Source organism: Acinetobacter sp. YH12226 (assembly GCF_013417805.1).
Taxonomy (GTDB): domain Bacteria; phylum Pseudomonadota; class Gammaproteobacteria; order Pseudomonadales; family Moraxellaceae; genus Acinetobacter.
This window is the reverse complement of record NZ_VPDG01000001.1, coordinates 227,913-244,012: the sequence shown is the minus strand read 5'-3', so window position 1 is coordinate 244,012 and position 16,100 is coordinate 227,913. Positions and strand designations below refer to the sequence as shown.

General features: G+C 44.0%; 19 protein-coding genes, 4 tRNA genes and 1 riboswitch. Of the genes, 7 read left to right on the top strand and 16 right to left on the bottom strand.

The features are described from left to right. Positions 1 to 226: 226 nt before the first annotated feature. Together FTV08_RS01210 and FTV08_RS01205 are read left to right on the top strand one after the other, a co-directional pair. Positions 227 to 433 carry a PA3496 family putative envelope integrity protein gene (locus FTV08_RS01210; protein WP_004280622.1) on the top strand — a complete coding sequence of 69 codons (207 nt, stop codon included), beginning with the start codon at positions 227 to 229 and terminating at the stop codon, positions 431 to 433. A gap of 71 nt (positions 434 to 504) precedes the next feature. Next, positions 505 to 1,029: a YecA family protein gene (locus tag FTV08_RS01205; RefSeq protein ID WP_004280621.1), complete on the top strand. Its 525-nt coding sequence runs from the start codon at positions 505 to 507 to the stop codon at positions 1,027 to 1,029. Positions 1,030 to 1,090: 61 nt separating this feature from the next. Here the strand turns inward: FTV08_RS01205 and FTV08_RS01200 are convergent, their stop codons facing one another. The 4 genes from FTV08_RS01200 to FTV08_RS01185 all read right to left on the bottom strand — a co-directional run bounded on the left by FTV08_RS01200 (position 1,091) and on the right by FTV08_RS01185 (position 3,675). Beyond that, entirely contained in the window at positions 1,091 to 1,525 is a 435-nt protein-coding gene (locus FTV08_RS01200) for an ABZJ_00895 family protein (RefSeq protein WP_180086322.1), read from the bottom strand. A 27-nt stretch (positions 1,526 to 1,552) separates the two neighbouring features. Next, complete coding sequence (locus FTV08_RS01195; RefSeq protein ID WP_180086320.1) at positions 1,553 to 2,170, bottom strand: DedA family protein; 618 nt, start codon at positions 2,168 to 2,170, stop codon at positions 1,553 to 1,555. Positions 2,171 to 2,257: 87 nt separating this feature from the next. Then, the gene (locus FTV08_RS01190; RefSeq protein WP_005103989.1) at positions 2,258 to 2,536 is read right to left on the bottom strand and encodes a hypothetical protein; all 279 of its coding nucleotides are present in this window, start codon (positions 2,534 to 2,536) and stop codon (positions 2,258 to 2,260) included. Positions 2,537 to 2,742: 206 nt separating this feature from the next. Continuing rightward, entirely contained in the window at positions 2,743 to 3,675 is a 933-nt protein-coding gene (locus FTV08_RS01185) for a rhodanese-related sulfurtransferase (RefSeq protein ID WP_004645789.1), read from the bottom strand. Positions 3,676 to 3,864: 189 nt separating this feature from the next. On the opposite strand from FTV08_RS01185, the gene FTV08_RS01180 reads away from it, so the two are divergent. Continuing rightward, positions 3,865 to 4,350 (top strand): DUF1289 domain-containing protein, encoded by a 486-nt coding sequence (locus FTV08_RS01180; RefSeq protein ID WP_005252584.1) that lies wholly within the window; start codon positions 3,865 to 3,867, stop codon positions 4,348 to 4,350. A 45-nt stretch (positions 4,351 to 4,395) separates the two neighbouring features. Next, a complete protein-coding gene (locus FTV08_RS01175; RefSeq protein WP_180086318.1) occupies positions 4,396 to 5,007 on the top strand; it encodes a LysE family translocator in 612 nt (203 codons plus the stop codon). Between the two features lie 65 nt (positions 5,008 to 5,072). On the opposite strand, the gene ribB is transcribed toward FTV08_RS01175, so the two are convergent. Next, positions 5,073 to 5,732 (bottom strand): 3,4-dihydroxy-2-butanone-4-phosphate synthase, encoded by a 660-nt coding sequence (gene ribB / locus FTV08_RS01170; RefSeq protein WP_044108711.1) that lies wholly within the window; start codon positions 5,730 to 5,732, stop codon positions 5,073 to 5,075. Between the two features lie 106 nt (positions 5,733 to 5,838). Then, positions 5,839 to 5,993: riboswitch (FMN riboswitch) on the bottom strand. Between the two features lie 170 nt (positions 5,994 to 6,163). Here ribB and FTV08_RS01165 point away from each other — a divergent pair. Together FTV08_RS01165 and FTV08_RS01160 are read left to right on the top strand one after the other, a co-directional pair. Then, on the top strand, positions 6,164 to 7,969 hold the full coding sequence (locus tag FTV08_RS01165; protein ID WP_180086316.1) for a DUF2157 domain-containing protein: 1,806 nt from the start codon (positions 6,164 to 6,166) through the stop codon (positions 7,967 to 7,969). Further along, on the top strand, positions 7,969 to 8,535 hold the full coding sequence (locus tag FTV08_RS01160; protein WP_004280609.1) for a GDYXXLXY domain-containing protein: 567 nt from the start codon (positions 7,969 to 7,971) through the stop codon (positions 8,533 to 8,535). Before FTV08_RS01165 ends, FTV08_RS01160 begins: the two co-directional genes overlap by 1 nt. A 68-nt stretch (positions 8,536 to 8,603) precedes the next feature. Here the strand turns inward: FTV08_RS01160 and panD are convergent, their stop codons facing one another. From panD to FTV08_RS01105, 11 genes are all read right to left on the bottom strand, one after another. Continuing rightward, the gene (gene panD, locus FTV08_RS01155; RefSeq protein WP_005265888.1) at positions 8,604 to 8,984 is read right to left on the bottom strand and encodes an aspartate 1-decarboxylase; all 381 of its coding nucleotides are present in this window, start codon (positions 8,982 to 8,984) and stop codon (positions 8,604 to 8,606) included. A 144-nt stretch (positions 8,985 to 9,128) separates the two neighbouring features. Continuing rightward, positions 9,129 to 9,710, bottom strand: a complete 582-nt coding sequence (gene pth / locus FTV08_RS01150; RefSeq protein ID WP_004645783.1) for an aminoacyl-tRNA hydrolase — start codon at positions 9,708 to 9,710, stop codon at positions 9,129 to 9,131. Between the two features lie 18 nt (positions 9,711 to 9,728). Further along, complete coding sequence (rplY, locus tag FTV08_RS01145) at positions 9,729 to 10,025, bottom strand: 50S ribosomal protein L25 (protein WP_004645781.1); 297 nt, start codon at positions 10,023 to 10,025, stop codon at positions 9,729 to 9,731. Between the two features lie 98 nt (positions 10,026 to 10,123). After that, positions 10,124 to 11,077 carry a ribose-phosphate pyrophosphokinase gene (locus FTV08_RS01140; RefSeq protein ID WP_005103975.1) on the bottom strand — a complete coding sequence of 318 codons (954 nt, stop codon included), beginning with the start codon at positions 11,075 to 11,077 and terminating at the stop codon, positions 10,124 to 10,126. Positions 11,078 to 11,113: 36 nt separating this feature from the next. Beyond that, positions 11,114 to 11,188: transfer RNA gene (locus FTV08_RS01135), tRNA-Gln, on the bottom strand. A gap of 92 nt (positions 11,189 to 11,280) precedes the next feature. After that, positions 11,281 to 11,355: transfer RNA gene (locus FTV08_RS01130), tRNA-Gln, on the bottom strand. A gap of 18 nt (positions 11,356 to 11,373) precedes the next feature. Further along, positions 11,374 to 11,448 (bottom strand) — tRNA-Gln (locus tag FTV08_RS01125). A gap of 26 nt (positions 11,449 to 11,474) precedes the next feature. Beyond that, positions 11,475 to 11,549: transfer RNA gene (locus FTV08_RS01120), tRNA-Gln, on the bottom strand. Between the two features lie 2 nt (positions 11,550 to 11,551). Further along, entirely contained in the window at positions 11,552 to 12,379 is an 828-nt protein-coding gene (gene ispE, locus FTV08_RS01115; RefSeq protein ID WP_180086498.1) for a 4-(cytidine 5'-diphospho)-2-C-methyl-D-erythritol kinase, read from the bottom strand. 21 nt (positions 12,380 to 12,400) lie between these two features. After that, positions 12,401 to 12,979: a lipoprotein insertase outer membrane protein LolB gene (gene lolB / locus FTV08_RS01110; RefSeq protein WP_180086314.1), complete on the bottom strand. Its 579-nt coding sequence runs from the start codon at positions 12,977 to 12,979 to the stop codon at positions 12,401 to 12,403. Between the two features lie 7 nt (positions 12,980 to 12,986). Next, positions 12,987 to 14,699 carry a tetratricopeptide repeat protein gene (locus FTV08_RS01105; protein WP_180086312.1) on the bottom strand — a complete coding sequence of 571 codons (1,713 nt, stop codon included), beginning with the start codon at positions 14,697 to 14,699 and terminating at the stop codon, positions 12,987 to 12,989. A 79-nt stretch (positions 14,700 to 14,778) separates the two neighbouring features. Here FTV08_RS01105 and hemA point away from each other — a divergent pair, with 79 nt between their 5' ends. Next, a complete protein-coding gene (hemA, locus tag FTV08_RS01100) occupies positions 14,779 to 16,068 on the top strand; it encodes a glutamyl-tRNA reductase (RefSeq protein ID WP_044108718.1) in 1,290 nt (429 codons plus the stop codon). Positions 16,069 to 16,100 lie beyond the last annotated feature (32 nt).

Sequence of the window (16,100 nt, the reverse complement as noted above, 5' to 3'; positions counted from 1 at the left end):
GTTGTTTTCAAGTTCATCCCATGCGTGTCTGTTTATGACTCAAAAAAGGAGAATCAAAAAACATAAGCACGCAGGGTGGATTATATCATGGCACACAATTGAGACAGAAAAAACCCCTAATTACAAATTAAAAATACGAAAATCCAAATAAAACTTGACTTGTTATTTTAGGCACGATAAATAGCGCTTAAATCCTTTTACATTTTTCACTCATGAGGAAGTTTTAGTGTCTTCTACAGATTTTGAACTAGATGATAACTTCGGTGAAGATGATGTTAATTTCGATGAGGCTTCTAGCAAGCTCAGTGCTAAAGAGTCGTTGGAAAAACGTCGTCTGATCGATGATCTGCTGACCCAACGTCGTTTAGAGCGCGAACTCAAAGATTTTGACTATGACTTCGACGATGACGACGATTTTGATGACGAAGATTAACGAATTCGGATTTAGCATAGTCTGAATAAATGCTATGCTAAACCTTTCGGTTTTCTAAGTTTGGATGTTAGATGAGTGCTTTAGATTTAGACCTGTTGAGTGAATATCTAGATGGTGACCAAAATGAACATGGTCTAGATTTCGCGGCAACCCATGGTTTCTTATGTGCTATTGCAGTAGGCCCAAAATTCGACAAATGGTTAGACGAACTTTTTGATAGTAATCAAAAGAAAGTGCCTGCAGAAATCATCACTCAGGTGCAAGCATGGTTAGAGTCTATTCGTCAAAGCTTAGCCAATGAAGAAGGGATTACGTTCCCGTTTGAAATTGAAGAAGCAGACACTGAATCAAGCCTGGGTGACTGGAGTGTGGGCTTTGTAGATGCCATGTTCCTGAACGAAGACGCTTGGTTTACTGAAGAATTTGAAGAGCAACTGGTGGATTTAACTCTGCCAATCATGGTCTTTAGTGGCATTGATGATGAAGATCCACAAATGGAAACTTTCCGTCGCAATGGTCAGTTAATGGATGAACTTGCAGAAGAAATTCCAGAAAACTTAAATGAATTGTATCTGATGTATCACACTCCAGAATAATTCATAAAAAAAGCACCGCAGGGTGCTTTTTTTAGCTTTGGCCTTTTTGCATCTTTGAGATCTACTCGACCCTATTTTCTTTCAAGCCTGTACGCTTCGCCAGACTATAGCGTGCATAAGCATTGTAGGCGATATGAAACAGCAAGGCATGTAAGGCAATGCTTGTAGCCACCAGGAATGAATTTGTTCCTCTTCCTGTATAGGTGATGGTTCTATAAATCTCATCTGTCTGCGGGTTCATCCAGATGACCACAACTAAAAAGATAAACCCGAATGTCATGGCAATAATAGTGGAGCCCCAGACCAGTTTGCTTTTCTCTTGCTGAGTCGGCAAACGAAGTTCTTTCTTAACAAAGTATCGGGCACTGAGAAAGGCAGAAGCAATCAGGGCAGGAATCAGCAGAATGGCGCCCAGATTGAATACATAGATGAATATGCCTACCAATAGAACCAAGGTCAGATAAACGGTGGCAAAATATTTAAGATAATGCGACATCGTTTTAATCTCCTTAAGGGATCTTCCTCAGGATGGACGATTTTTACGCTGCTGTCTACGGTAGAAAATCCAGATAATAATTACCGCAACAATGGCAATAATCACATAACTGACTTTACTAAAAATTTGCTGCATCAACTGCTGGTTTTCGCCAAAATAAAATCCAACACAGGCCAGAAATGTGGTCCAGATGATGGTTCCAAGTGCGCTATAGAACATGAATTTCCAGAAGGGCATATGACTCATGCCGGCAGGAATGCTGATCAGCGAGCGGACGGCAGGAATCATGCGGCCAAAGAACACAATCCGGTGACCATAATGCTCAAACCAACTCAATGATTTTTTTACATCTTCTGATTTAATAAATAAATATTTGCCATAACGATCGACAAATTTAAAAATAGAATCATGGTTAAATTTATAGCCAATCCAGTACAGCAAGGCGGCTGCCAGCAGGGAGCCGATACAGCCGGACATGATTACCCCGACGAGTATTAACTCGCCCTGAGAGGCTGAATAGCCCGCGGAAGGCATAATAATTTCGGAAGGAATTGGCGGGAAGACATTGTCTAGGAACATAAGCAGGGCAATGCCCCAGTAGCCCAGTTGCTCCATGACGGAAATAATCCATTCGGTCAGATTCATATGATTGGCAAAATAAAAAATACTGCCTGTATCCTAAGCAGTATTTTTTGTGCGGTAAAGTCTTGGAATATAAATGATCAGACAGAATCAGCTATGTGTCAGGGTATAAATATAAACTTTACGTAAGAAATAGGCCAAACAGATCGGCAAAATACTCAGCAGGATAAAATGCATGATGCTGGTATTGATATGGTAACCAATGAACAGCGCCAAGATTGCGCCAATAATGGTTCCCAAGATAACTACGAACAGATGTGACTGCTGTTCAAGCTCTTCAGAAATTTGATGAAGTCGTTGCAGCTTTATATTTTCTTTTGGTTGAAATTGAACCAGATTGTCTGAATCTCGAGCAAGTGAGCCTGCCATTTTATATTCCTTTTCAAGTAAAAATTTCAGTTAATAATGAAAGACTTAGCTTGTAAATCACCGTATCATTAGACTAACAATCTTGTTTGGAAAAAAATGAGGTTCTTGGTAAGGAATTGGTAAGAGTTTTATTACTGTTGTGATTTTTATGTAAACAAAAAACCCTCCGAAGAGGGTTTTTATATATTTCATTACAAAAGGCCAAATTAGAGGCGTTTGCGTTTTGCTGCTAAAATTTGTGATTGACGCATACGGAAACCTTCTTTTTGTTTCTCCGAGGTTTTGTCAATACAGTACACACAAGAGACACCATGTTCATAACTTGGGAGGGCAACTTCTTCTGGAAGTAAAGGCCAGCCACACGCATGACACTTGGTGTTTTGGCCTTCTTCAACACCGTGCGTTACGGCAGTACGACCATCAAACACGAAGCATTCACCTTCCCACATGCTTTCTTCAGCCGGGGTTTCTTCCAGGTATTTCAAAATACCGCCTTTCAGGTGATAAACTTCAGTGAAGCCTTCTTGAAGAAGTAAAGAGGTTGATTTTTCACAACGAATACCACCTGTACAGAACATCGCAATCTTCTTGTCTTTGTGCTGTTCCAGATTATTTTTCACGTATTCAGGGAATTCGCGGAAGCTTTCAGTTTTCGGGTCAATTGCGCCTTTGAAAGTGCCGGCTTTGTATTCGTAATCGTTACGTGTATCGACCAGAATCACGTCATCACGTGCAATCAGTTCGTTCCATTCTTTTGGATCAAGATAGTGACCGACTAAATCACGCGGTTTTACTTCCACGCCTAAAGTCACGATTTCTTTTTTTAATTTAATTTTCATCTTACGGAATGGCTTTTCAGAACTGTCAGATTCTTTGTATTCCATTTCGTTAAAACCTTCATTTAGAAGGAACTGGTGAATTTGATCAATCGATGCACGGTCGCCTGCAACCGTACCGTTAATGCCTTCACCTGCCACAATTAGAGTACCGCAAAGGTTGATGGATTTTACCAGGTCCAAAAGACGTTGCTGAAGATCGGCAGGATCTTGAACTTCTTTGAATTGATAAAGTGCGGCAACAACCCAACCAGTCGTCGCTTGCTGTTCTACAGGTGCAAGCTGTTCTACAGTAGCGTTCATGGAATACTCCAACGTAGCATGATAATTTGAAAGGCGCATATTTTAGCTTGATTCGAGTGAATAAGCGAGTAAAACGCAAGTCTTTTAACAGGCTTCAATTCATGGGAGAGAGCGTGTATAGTCATGCCCGGCCCAGGATTTTGTGCAGTGATGCAGATACTGAAAGTTGCAGTATCTTTGGAGTGTGTTTTGAGTTCAGATCGTCGTATTGCGTCTTTAACCCCATGTGCAGGGCGTTGCTCGACCGTATTTGGTGATGCGGTATGTCGTGGTTGTCGCCGTTTTAATCATGAAGTGATTCACTGGAATACGTATAGTGCTGAGCAGCATCGAGCTGTGTGGCAGCGACTGGATGCACAGCTGGATCAGATTCTGGTGCCATTGTTACCGCATGCCGATCTTGTCAAAGTGCAGGCCTTTGTGCTGTCGAAACGGGTGCGCTTGCGTGATGATGCTTCCAAAGGGCGCAAGCTGTATCATGCTTTAAAGTTGTGTGAAAAAAATCGGCATTTTACCGACGATAGTGGTTTGGGCATCCATTATAAGCAGGTGCGTCCGTTGTGGGATGAGTTTGAGCGCCGGATCTTGGCCTTGGCTACTGCCAGTTATGATCTGGCTTTTCTGCGGGCAGACGGTATCAGTCAGCATCTGATTCATATACAAGAGGAGGACTAAGTCCTCTTTTTTTATGCATAAAAATAACAATAGCTGAGGGGTGGCATGAATATTAGTGAATATTTTTTATATTGTCTGGCTGTTGTGGTGATGATCGCTACACCTGGCCCAGTGATGTTGCTGGTTGCTAGCGCCGGTTTAAAAGGTGGCTATACGGCAGCTTTAAGAACCATTTTTGGTACCAATTTTGCCTCCCTAGTTTTAATTGCTTTATCTATATTAAGTTTGAAAGGTTTGCTGGTTATCAATGCGCAATGGCTAGATACGATCAAGTTACTGGGCTGTTTATATATTGGCTATCTAGGCTGGCAGATTTTCCGTGAAGTTATTTTTAAGCAGCAGGATCAAGCTCAGGAGAATCTAGTTCCTGTGCGTGGCGGTTTTCGACAAGGTTTTCTGGTTGGCATTTCCAATCCTAAGGACATTATTTTCTTTGCCGCCTTTTTTCCGCAATTTATAGGCATTAGCCCAAACCTCGATTTAAGCTTGGTAATTCTGACAATCAGCTGGATTGTTCTGGATTTCCTCACCCTGTCACTGGTGTATCTGGGGTTTCAGCGATTATCTGGGTCTCAGCTTTATCCGCATTTACTGGGGCTATGCGGCTTGATCTTGTTAATGGTTGCACTGTATGGGATTTATTCCATCTTCAGTTAATTCAATCAATATATACGACACAAAAAATCCCGGACCAAATGCCGGGATTTTCTTTTTAAATAGACTTATATATTGTGTTGCTGGCGGTACTGTACCAGTTCATCAATGGTAATTAGGCTCAGTTGATGCGTCTGTGCATACGAGAGAACTTGAATACCAGAAGCCATGCTGCCATCCGGATTAGTCAGTTCACACAACACGCCGGCAGGTTTTAAACCAGCCAGACGCGCAAGGTCAATAGTACCTTCAGTATGACCACGCCGGGTTAAGACACCACCTTCACGGGCGCGTAATGGGAATACATGACCAGGACGATTCAGATCACTGGCAACTGCGCCGTCTTTAATCGCTGTTTTAATTGTAGTCGTGCGGTCTTTGGCAGAAACACCGGTTGTTACACCCTCTACTGCTTCAATACTTACAGTAAAGGCAGTTTTAAACTGGCTAGAGTTATCTTGTACCATTGGTGGTAACTCTAAATGGTTTGCCAGCTCATCAGTCAGACATAAGCAAACGATGCCGGAACCATCACGAATCATACGCGCCATGGTTTCTATAGTTAAAGTTTCAGCTGCCACAATCAGATCGGCTTCATTTTCACGGTCAAAATCATCCATGACCAAGACAGGTTTGCCTTGGCGGAGATCTTCGAGTGCCTGAAGGATACGTTGTTCAGCAGGGGCTAAAGCAGAAAAGAAAATTTCGGGTTGAATCAAACTTGACATTGAAATGCTCACCTAAACTAAAAATATGATTGAACATTTCAGGACTGAGTGAAAATAGGCTTATAGCAAAAACAGGTGTATGCACGGCATACAGCCTTGGTGCTGCTTTCGTCTTCTTTCATCCGGACTATACCGTCGGCTCTGGATTTGCACCAGATCTGCAGATCAATCGAAATTGACCGCTCGTGGGCTAATTCAAGCCTAATTATAAAAAGCTGAAATTACCACCGGTGGGGAATCACACCCCGCCCTGAAGCGATGTAAGAACATTATAGTCCTGATTTTAAAAAGATGGGATGGTTGAAATGGAAAGTAATTTGCAGAATTTTAGATAAACAAAACAGATAATCTGAATTACCCAGGTTTTTAGCAAAATACTGGAAACATGCTATGGTGTGAGGAAGATTAGAAATCCTTCAATCATTCTAACAATGCATAAAACTGAGCTGATCCGAAATAATCAATTTTCGCCCTTGCTGTTCTGCAATGTAGAAGTACTACGTTATTTAAAAATCTTGGGCTTGGCACTCATCACGGTCAGTTTGCTGTATTTAATGGCAGCGAACTGGTGGATGCTGCCGGATCCGGTTCAGCTGGCAATCCCGATGCTGATTTTACTCTGTAGTGCAACAGCAAGTATTTACTTCGACCAGCAGGAATGGGTGAGACAGAGTCTGGATACTGTATCGGGTCTAATGCTGGGCTTAAGTCTGGCCGTGATTGGACAGATTTATCAGACTGGTGCTGACAGTTATCAGTTATTTCTGCTTTGGGCTTTGCTGTTGCTGCCTTGGCTGTATCGTCCGAATATTGGGATCTTTGCATTATTTTGTGTGGTCAGCCAGCTGGCGCTGTATTTTTATTTTAAACAAAGCTTTTGGTTAGTGCGTGCTGAAACTCTTTATCTGCTCAGTCTGAATCTTTTGACTGGGCTAAGTATGATCTATGCCTTACGTTATTATCCGGTTTTGCGCTATCTGTTTATCGCCGTCGTGGTGCTCATTTCGGTAGTGAGTATGTTTCGGTTTGTCGACTCGGATTCGATCTGGTATTTGGCTTCGGTGCTGGTTCTGCCTATTTTATTCAGTGCTTATTTCTATACCCGAAAGCAACAGCTTGAAACCAGCTTACTGATTGCAGGACTGGCACTGAGTTTTAGTATTCTGATTTTTGATCTCACTGAGCAATATTTACAGGATTCAGCCGCCGGCTTATTGGTATTGGCTTTGTTGATATTCAGTTGGTTTGCAGCTATTACAGGTTTGCTGATCAAGCTGTTGCCCAAGAGCCGGTTTTCGGTCATTCCATTGGCCTTGGGCGCATGGATTGCTGGTGTGATCTTGGCCATGCTGTTGCTGACCTATTGGGGAAATTTTTCGATTCTGATGGGAGTCATTTTTATCGCAGTCGCCTGGTGGTTGATTCGTAGCAAGCCCTCAGTTTTTCTGCGGCAATTGGCTTATTGTTTGTGGGTGTGCGGTCAGGCCGCGGTATTGATTCATACCCAATTACTCACAGAGAGCCTATTACTGATTTGGCTGATACAAGTCGGCATTACGCTGCTGACTATCATGAGTCGTATGCATTGGCTGGTGGTGCTGTTGCAGTTGTTACTTGCACATATACTGGGAATTGCAGTTCTGGTCGACCAACATGCATTTTTTCAGGATCAGCGCCTGCTGACGTGGATCATGCTGCTGAATTACAGCATTCTGACAGGAGCTTTGCTTACTGCGAGATACTGGCTCGCTTCAGCTTATGCCAAAAGCATGAATTTATGGATGATTAGTATTTTGGTGGTGACGGCTATTTTTCAATGTTTACTGCAATTTGGTGTGGCTCAGCAATTGCAGCCACATGGTATAGATGAAGCCATGATTTTCTATATTTTGCCAGCTTTCTGGCTATTGAGTTTTGTCGGGATTCATCTCAAGCAATTTTCACGAATTCAACTCTGGCTCATTCCTGCTGCGGGAATTCTGCTGATTGCATTGGGTTACTTTGAAATTTTTATCATTTTAGTGTTTATGGCTTGGGCCATGGTGAATCAACAACGATTGATGCAAGCCTTGACCATTTTGCTACTGATCTTCTGGTTATGGCTGCTGTATTACAATCTGGGACTAAGTTTTTTATTTAAAAGTGTCAGTATTTTTGCCTCAGGTGTGCTGGTGTTGCTTTTGGCTTATGTGTTGAGTTCACCGAAGTTCCAGCTGAAAGCAGGAGTGGTCTCATGATGAAAAAGTTTATGGCACTGCATCTTAGTATTTTTAGTATTGCTTTATTCGTAGGTTTAATTGTCCAGCATGAATGGCATCTGGCCAAAAGCGACAGTATCTTTGTCGAGTTGGCACCAGTCGATCCGCGTTCGATCCTGCAAGGGGATTATATGGTACTGAACTATGATCTGCATTTTAGCGCAGTGGCAGCGGGGAATGGTTCCGAACAGCCTGTTTCTGACATAAAGATTGAAGATTTTAAAAATCAATCACATGTAATGAGTTATGTGCAGCTGGATCAGCAGCGCAGAGTTATTAAAACCAGTTTTGATCGAAGTGCACTCAATCAATCGGAACGTGTAGCCCGATTAATGCTGAAAAACCCACGCAATACTTTTGAGGCTTTGTATCCTGCTGCTAACAGTTTCATGTTCCCCGAGGGTCTGGAGCCTTGTTATCGTAACGCCAAATTTGCAGAGCTGAAAGTGAAGGAAAATGGCAAGGCCTTGTTATTTGATTTGCTGGATCAACAATTAAAACCCTTAAACTGTGAAAGCTCTAAAAGCTGGCGAGAGGGCAGTTAAATAGGTCAATATTCGGGTATTAAAAAAGCCCGCAATGTGCGAGCTTTTGGGTATCTGGTCTGATCAGCTTATGCGACTTGTACCGGAATACAGTTGGCAGTGTGGCTGACTGTATTGTTTGGGGTAGCATAAACCAAGCGAGGCTGATGGGCATTCGCTTCAGCTTCAGTGAAATCGCCAAAGGTTGCAATAATCACGATATCGCCTACATCGGCCTGATGCGCAGCGCCACCATTGACTGAGATGATACCTGAATTGTCTTCGCCACGAATTGCATAAGTTGCAAAACGTTTACCATTGGTCACGTTCCACACATGAATTTCTTCGTATTCACGAATGCCAGCCAAATCCATCAAAACGCCATCAATTGCACATGAACCTTCGTAGTGTAGTTCTGCATGTGTAACGTGAGCGCGGTGAATTTTGCATTTTAATAAACGAGATAGCATGGCTAGCGTCCCCTGAGTTGACCTAAGAGTTTGATCATTTGGTTAAATCAATCTTGCTTGCTGTATGGTGAACAATCGAGCAAACGCATTTTGCGCTTAAATAAACTTTCTGGCAAGCGGAATTGTCCAGCAATTTTTGAATGTTTAGTTCGGCTTATATGCGTTGATTTGATTCATGGCTTGCTGTACTTCACCGTTCACCAGCATTTTTGTGCGGGCGAGGGCATGAGAAATTGCATCATCCATTAAATTCTGTTCGCTGCTTGGTGCTTTACTGAGTACATGACCGGAAACACGGTCTTTGGCACCAGGATGACCAATGCCAATACGCAGGCGATGGAAGTTTGAACCAATATGCGGCACGATATCGCGTAGACCATTATGACCACCGTGACCACCGCCAGTTTTCAGGCGAATGACACCAGGATTCATGTCCAGTTCATCATGGGCAATCAGGATCGATTCAGGTGCGATATTGTAGAATTTGGCGAAAGGAACAACACTTTTACCGGAAAGGTTCATAAAGGTTGTCGGTAGAAGAAGACGGACGTCTTGACCTTCGATATTGCCACGACCGCTAAATCCATTGAATTTTGGGTCTTTTTTGAGGGTAATGCCATATTGGTCTGCAAGGCGTTCTACAAACCAGAAGCCTGCATTATGGCGGGTTTGGGCATACTCAGAACCTGGGTTACCCAAACCAACAATCAGTGAAATATTTGACACTAATTACACCATTAACACTTATGCGCGTTTGAAGTCAGCGTGCATTGGTGTGTTTTTAGCTGGGTGACGTTGTAACGCTTGGATTTTCACGCTTTCAACTTTACCGTCTACATCAATTTCGATAACTTCTTCAAAGAATGAATTGTTTTCTAAGAATTTAACAAGCTGACGAAGCTCAACAGTAATTGCTACAGGAGCAGCTTCACCACCGTAGATGATTGCAGGAACTTTAGCTTGAAGACGAAGGCGGCGGCTCGCACCTTTCCCTTGAACTGCTTCTTCACGTGCTGCTGCGTTTAATACGAAGTTTGCCATGATAGACATCCTATTTAAGTTAAATGAACCAGACTTGCGACCAGTCTGGTGAGTAAAAGCCCTACCAAATGGCAGGGCTTTGAAAATTCAGCGCTCTATTATAGATAAGAATCGAACATTGCGCTAATAGATTCTTCGTTGTTAATACGACGAATCGTTTCGGCAACCATGCTGGCTACTGAAACCTGGCGAATCTTGCCCAGTGCTAAAGCTTCATCAGAAAGAGGAATGGTATCAGTCACAACCAGTTCATCAATCACAGAATTCTTTAAGTTTTCAAGCGCTTTACCAGAAAGTACTGGATGCGTTGCATATGCAACAACCTTGCGAGCACCGAAAGTTTTCAATGCATCAGCAGCTTTGCATAGCGTACCAGCAGTATCTACCATGTCATCAACGATGACACAATCACGATCTTTTACATCGCCAATCAAATGCATCACTTGTGATTCATTCGCTTTTTGACGACGCTTATCGATGATTGCAAGATCGATATCGCCCATCTGTTTCGCAACAGCACGTGCACGCACTACACCACCCACGTCAGGTGAAACCACCATCAGGTTGTGATGCGATTGTTGACGCAAGTCAGCAAGTAGGGCTGGTGTACCGTAGATGTTGTCTACAGGGATATCGAAGAAGCCTTGGATCTGGTCAGCATGCAAGTCGATCATCACCACACGGTCAACGCCTACAGTAGTGAGCATGTCTGCTACAACTTTTGCAGTAATTGGAACACGTGCTGAACGTGGACGACGGTCTTGACGAGCATAACCAAAATAAGGAATCACGGCAGTAATACGACCCGCACTTGCACGACGCAAAGCATCAGCCATCACCAAGATTTCCATCAGGTTATCATTAGTTGGGGCACAAGTAGGTTGTACGATAAATACGTCTTTACCACGAACGTTTTCAGTAATCTCGACAGCAATTTCACCGTCAGAGAACTGACCTACAGAGGCAGCGCCTAGAGGAATATGTAAGTGACTTACGACTTTTTGAGCGAATTGTGGATGCGCAGATCCACTAAAAACGACAAGATTGGGCATGAAGCACCCTTGGCGGTTGGGATATATGGGAATAGATGGCAGGGGTAGCTGGATTCGAACCAACGGATGCCGAGATCAAAACCCGGTGCCTTACCACTTGGCGATACCCCTAATGCGGCAGAACTTTAATATTTTTGCGGTAAAGTGTCAAGGTAAATTAACAGTCTTACAGCAAATGAGTGTTCTGTCTTTTTTCGAGAAAATGGCAGGGGCGGCTGGATTCGAACCAACGGATGCCGAGATCAAAACCCGGTGCCTTACCACTTGGCGACGCCCCTAATTTGATGACTGTAAGATGGCAGGGGTAGCTGGATTCGAACCAACGGATGCCGAGATCAAAACCCGGTGCCTTACCACTTGGCGATACCCCTAATACAGTACATCTACAGGTGAAAAATGGCAGGGGTAGCTGGATTCGAACCAACGGATGCCGAGATCAAAACCCGGTGCCTTACCACTTGGCGATACCCCTATCTACACTTTAAACCGAACTAAAGGTGATTCTTGTAAACTGTTGACCAGGTAAGCTTTACATGGTGCATTTGCAAGAATATCTTCGATATTCAGATTGTCAGTGACTTCAATAAACACACAAGCACCTGTACCTGTAAGTTTTGCAATACCGAACTGGTCGAGATATTGCATCGCTTCATCGACTTCAGGATATAAACTTCTTGCCAGTGGCTCAAAGTTATTTCCAAAATCAGATGGCGTTTCCTGATAGGCGCAAAATTTAGTGCTCTTCGTGTCTCTTGTCAATGCTTTTTGCGAAAAAAGCAGTTGAGTGCTGATAAAACAATCAGGTTTTAACACAATGAATTTTTTTTGATCTAAGTCTATGAATGTTAAGTGTTCACCAATGCCTTCAGCCCAGGCATTTTTACCATGCACAAATATCGGCACATCTGCACCCAGTTTAACCCCGAGATCTGCCAGTTGCTCAACATTTAAACCGCACTGCCAGAGCTGGTTTATCACAATCAGGGTCGTCGCTGCATTGGAAGACCCACCGCCAAGACCTGCACCCATCGGGATATTTTTTTCCAGACGAATTTTTAGTCCAGAGAGCGTCTTAGCATAGGGCTTCAACAACTGTATCGCCCGATAGATTAAATTCTGTTGCAGATCGACTGAGGCCAGACCTTCTATCTGAACCGCATCATCAGCGCTTTGTTCAAACTCCAGCCAGTCATACAGGTCAATCAACTGAAAAATACTTTGCAGTTCATGATAGCCATTTTCACGGCGACCGGTAATATGTAAAAACAAATTCAGTTTAGCAGGCGAAGGAACACGAATTATCATGGGCTGGAATCAGGTCAATTAACGGTTTTCAATGATCATTGTAATACGGTTTTCTGCACCATTTCCAAGTGACTGCTTTAAAATCAAGCGGTTTGGCATTTTGGCCTGCGCATTATAATTGAGATCGACCGTCCAGCCCTGTTCGATAATCTGGTTAATCCGCTGCGCATCGTCTTTTTGTAATTTGGCAGTCGTGGTGGCAGGGCGGGCTTGTACCCAGTCCACTAAATAACTGATCGGCGCTTGCCAGCCTGTTGCGCGTTGCAGTAACTCTTCGGCACTGGCTGCCTGAATCAGACCTGTTTTGGCACTGTTTAAGGTCACTTGTCCCGGTGTGCCAGAAATCTGGGTTTTACCGACGCCTAAAATACCGCTGAGCTCAATATCAAATTCTTCCTGCTGTTGTACCCAGATAAAGAATGCGCTGCCAGTCTGTTGAGGGGTGCGAACGCCAATTTTACCTTGCAGCTGAAATTGATTCTCTGCCTGTACAGACGGGGTGGCAGGCGCATGTGGCTTGATCATCTGCTGACAGCCAGTTAAAAATAAAGCAGTGGCTGCAAAGGCACAGCAGCCCAATTGGCTCAAATTGCGCATAAATTAATTAACTCGTTTTGGTTTGTGGTGCTAACAATAGCGAATTAAGTTGTTTCAATTCTGGGTCATTTGGATGGTTTTGTTGTAATTGTTGTAACACTTGGTGGAAGTGTTGTAGATCACCTTTCATGTACAAGGAACGTGCATAACGTACCCCAATCTTCACATTCGGATTCAATTGATAGGCTTTGTATAACACATCCGCAGCTGTGGTGAAGTCATTCTGTAAATAACAGATATAACCATAGGTATCCAGAATCGATGCCTGTTCTGGTGCATATTCTAGTGCCTGTTCGACATAGCGGCGTGCTTCTTCGAGGCGACGGTTTTGCATCGCCAGGGTATAGGCATAGGCATTCAGATAGGTCGGACTGTTCGGTTCAATTTTAAGTAAAGTGCTGAGTAGTTCATCCAGCTTGGCGCGATCCTGATGGGGGTCCAGCAACAGGACTTGCGAATAAACCAGTTCAGGGTCATCGGGCAGGTTTTTGCTGGCTTCTTCCAGCAGGCGGATCGCGGCTTTTTTATTCTGCATGCGCGTCAAAATATCCGCTTGGGCTAGATAGAGGAAGCTGGCATGTTGTGGATAATTCACTCTTTCCTGTGTTAAGAAACGCAGCGCATCATGCAGCTTATCCTGCTGGGCGAAAATCGAGATCATGTTGCGACGTGAGACGGTGTAAAGACTGCCATCGACCAGACGATAATAAGCTTTAGCCGTTTCATAATGCTGTTTGCGTTCTGCATTCACTGCCAGATAATAATAGGCTTCATTTTGATACTGCTCAGAATAACGCAGTTCGACCAGATATTTTTCGGCTTTCTCGTATTCTTCCAGATCAATACTGGTCAGTCCGGCAATAAACAGGGCTTCTTCGGCAGTCGGCCATTTTTTTAGAATGTCTTGCAGTTTTTTCAGCGCCAAAGTCGCTTCGTTCAGCTTGACCAGATATTTGACTTCGGCCAGACGCACATCCAGATTATTGCGGTGTTTACGGCTGGATTTTTCATACCATTGCAATGTTGCCTGAGTATCGCCGAGTGCATTGAGCAGATTGGCTTTCATCAAAATATAGCCGGTCGCATTCGGGCGTTTTTTTAAGGCGCGGTTAACTGTATTTAGAGCCTGTTCGAGCTGACCATTTTGTGCTTCCAGACCGGCTACCAGCACCAGAATAGACGGATTGTCCTTGGCTTTGGTAGTGCTTAACGCCTGAATCAGATAAGTACGATCATCTGTGCCTTCCGGTGAAATTCCGGCCAGGATTTCTTCCAGATCGGCGCTGTCATCAATTTGCAGAATTTTTTCTAAGGTCTCAGCGGCCAGCTCATATTCATGCGCTTTCAGGGCAATATGTGATAAATAAAATAAAGCGGGGACATCTTGTGGCTCTTGCACCACCCAGTGCGTGGAGATATCCAATGCTGCCTGCAGATCGTCATGTTCCAGTGCGACATTCAGCGCACGTTGCTTGACTGAAGTGGAATTGCTCTTGATCGCCAGCACCGTATAGTTGTGCAAAGCGGTCGGAATGTCATGTGCAGCGATGGCAAACTCAGCCATCATACTTTGTTTTATCGCATCATAATTTTGATTTGCATGGTAAACTGCTTCCGCTGCATAAAGATGCGCAGTCGAAGCCATGCTACCCACCAGTAGGAATGTGGTAGAATATTGCTTAATTGTAGGGCCGTTGATACGGCTAATTGTTTGACGCAATTTTTTATTGATCCAAGTAATGCTTTTTATGACACCGATGTTGCACAATAGCATAAATTTAGTGAAATGATGACCTGATATGTCTTTCTTTGCATTGGGTGTCAACCATCAAACTGCCTCTGTAGAACTGCGCGAACAAGTGGCGTTTAACCCTGAAAAGTTAAGTGCCATTCTTGCCGAGCAAAGCCAACACCCTGAACTAAACGACATGGTGGTGGTGTCTACATGTAACCGGACCGAAGTTTACGCCATGTCTGACAATGCTGACATGGTGCTAAACTGGCTCGCCCAGAAAAATGGGGTAGATGTCAAACAACTGCAACATCATGTCTATCGTTATGAAAATGCCCAGGCAGTGACGCATCTGATGCGCGTCGCCAGTGGACTGGATTCACTGATGCTGGGTGAACCACAAATTCTGGGACAGGTCAAAACCGCCTTGGCATTGGCTAAAGACTCTCATACCGTTTCGCAAAACCTGAACCGAATTTTTGAATATGCCTTTTATGCCGCTAAACGCGTGCGCTCAGAAACGGCTGTCGGCAGTCATGCGGTCTCAATGGGCTATGCGGTGGCGCAACTGGCCTTGCAAGTATTTAGTCATCCGGACAAGCTGACCATTATGATAGTGGCAGCCGGGGAGATGAACAGTCTGGTGGCCAAACACCTTGCAGAGATGGGGGTGGGCAAAATCATTATCTGTAACCGTACCCGCGAGCGTGCGGATATCCTGGCACAGGAAATTGCACATCGGGTTGAGGTCGAAATTATAGGTTTTGATCAGCTTGCAGAAAATCTGCATCGTGCCGATGTCATTTCCAGTTGTACCGGCAGTTTGCATCAAGTGATCCATTTTACCGATGTAAAGGCTGCACTGAAAAAACGTCGTTACCAGCAGATGCTACTGGTAGATCTGGCCGTGCCACGTGATATTGATGCCAAAGTAGAAAGCTTGGATGGGGTTTATCTATATGGGGTCGATGACCTGCAAAGCGTGATTGAGGAAAATCTGGCACAGCGCCGTCAAGCGGCTGTTGAAGCCGAGATCATGGTCAATCAGTTGGCTACAGAACTGATGACCCAGCAAAAGGTCAAACAGGCCGGGGCGACCATTCATGCCTACCGTGACCACGGGGAAACATTACGTCAGGAAGAATTGTCACTGGCAATGCAGCGAATTGCCAAGGGCGAAAAGGCAGACATTGTACTGGCCGAGTTTTCGCATCGCTTAACTCAAAAACTGTTGCATCCAACCTCTATTGTGCTGCGTGAGGCGGCCAAAGCAGAAGATCCTGCCTATTTTGAGCTGTTGCAGGAAGAACTGGGCAATGTAGTCGCGAAACGTCGTAAATCCAGGCATTCGTTTTAATCAGCATGATGAGAAGCTTGGTTCTTTGCTGA

Coding starts and splice junctions, on each gene's coding strand:
- FTV08_RS01205 (WP_004280621.1), top strand. CDS start 505: ATGAGTGCTTTAGATTTAGACCTGTTGAGTGAATATCTAGATGGTGAC.
- FTV08_RS01200 (WP_180086322.1), bottom strand. CDS start 1,525: ATGTCGCATTATCTTAAATATTTTGCCACCGTTTATCTGACCTTGGTT.
- FTV08_RS01195 (WP_180086320.1), bottom strand. CDS start 2,170: ATGAATCTGACCGAATGGATTATTTCCGTCATGGAGCAACTGGGCTAC.
- FTV08_RS01190 (WP_005103989.1), bottom strand. CDS start 2,536: ATGGCAGGCTCACTTGCTCGAGATTCAGACAATCTGGTTCAATTTCAA.
- FTV08_RS01185 (WP_004645789.1), bottom strand. CDS start 3,675: ATGAACGCTACTGTAGAACAGCTTGCACCTGTAGAACAGCAAGCGACG.
- FTV08_RS01175 (WP_180086318.1), top strand. CDS start 4,396: ATGAATATTAGTGAATATTTTTTATATTGTCTGGCTGTTGTGGTGATG.
- ribB (WP_044108711.1), bottom strand. CDS start 5,732: ATGTCAAGTTTGATTCAACCCGAAATTTTCTTTTCTGCTTTAGCCCCT.
- FTV08_RS01165 (WP_180086316.1), top strand. CDS start 6,164: ATGCATAAAACTGAGCTGATCCGAAATAATCAATTTTCGCCCTTGCTG.
- FTV08_RS01160 (WP_004280609.1), top strand. CDS start 7,969: ATGAAAAAGTTTATGGCACTGCATCTTAGTATTTTTAGTATTGCTTTA.
- panD (WP_005265888.1), bottom strand. CDS start 8,984: ATGCTATCTCGTTTATTAAAATGCAAAATTCACCGCGCTCACGTTACA.
- rplY (WP_004645781.1), bottom strand. CDS start 10,025: ATGGCAAACTTCGTATTAAACGCAGCAGCACGTGAAGAAGCAGTTCAA.
- FTV08_RS01140 (WP_005103975.1), bottom strand. CDS start 11,077: ATGCCCAATCTTGTCGTTTTTAGTGGATCTGCGCATCCACAATTCGCT.
- lolB (WP_180086314.1), bottom strand. CDS start 12,979: ATGCGCAATTTGAGCCAATTGGGCTGCTGTGCCTTTGCAGCCACTGCT.
- hemA (WP_044108718.1), top strand. CDS start 14,779: ATGTCTTTCTTTGCATTGGGTGTCAACCATCAAACTGCCTCTGTAGAA.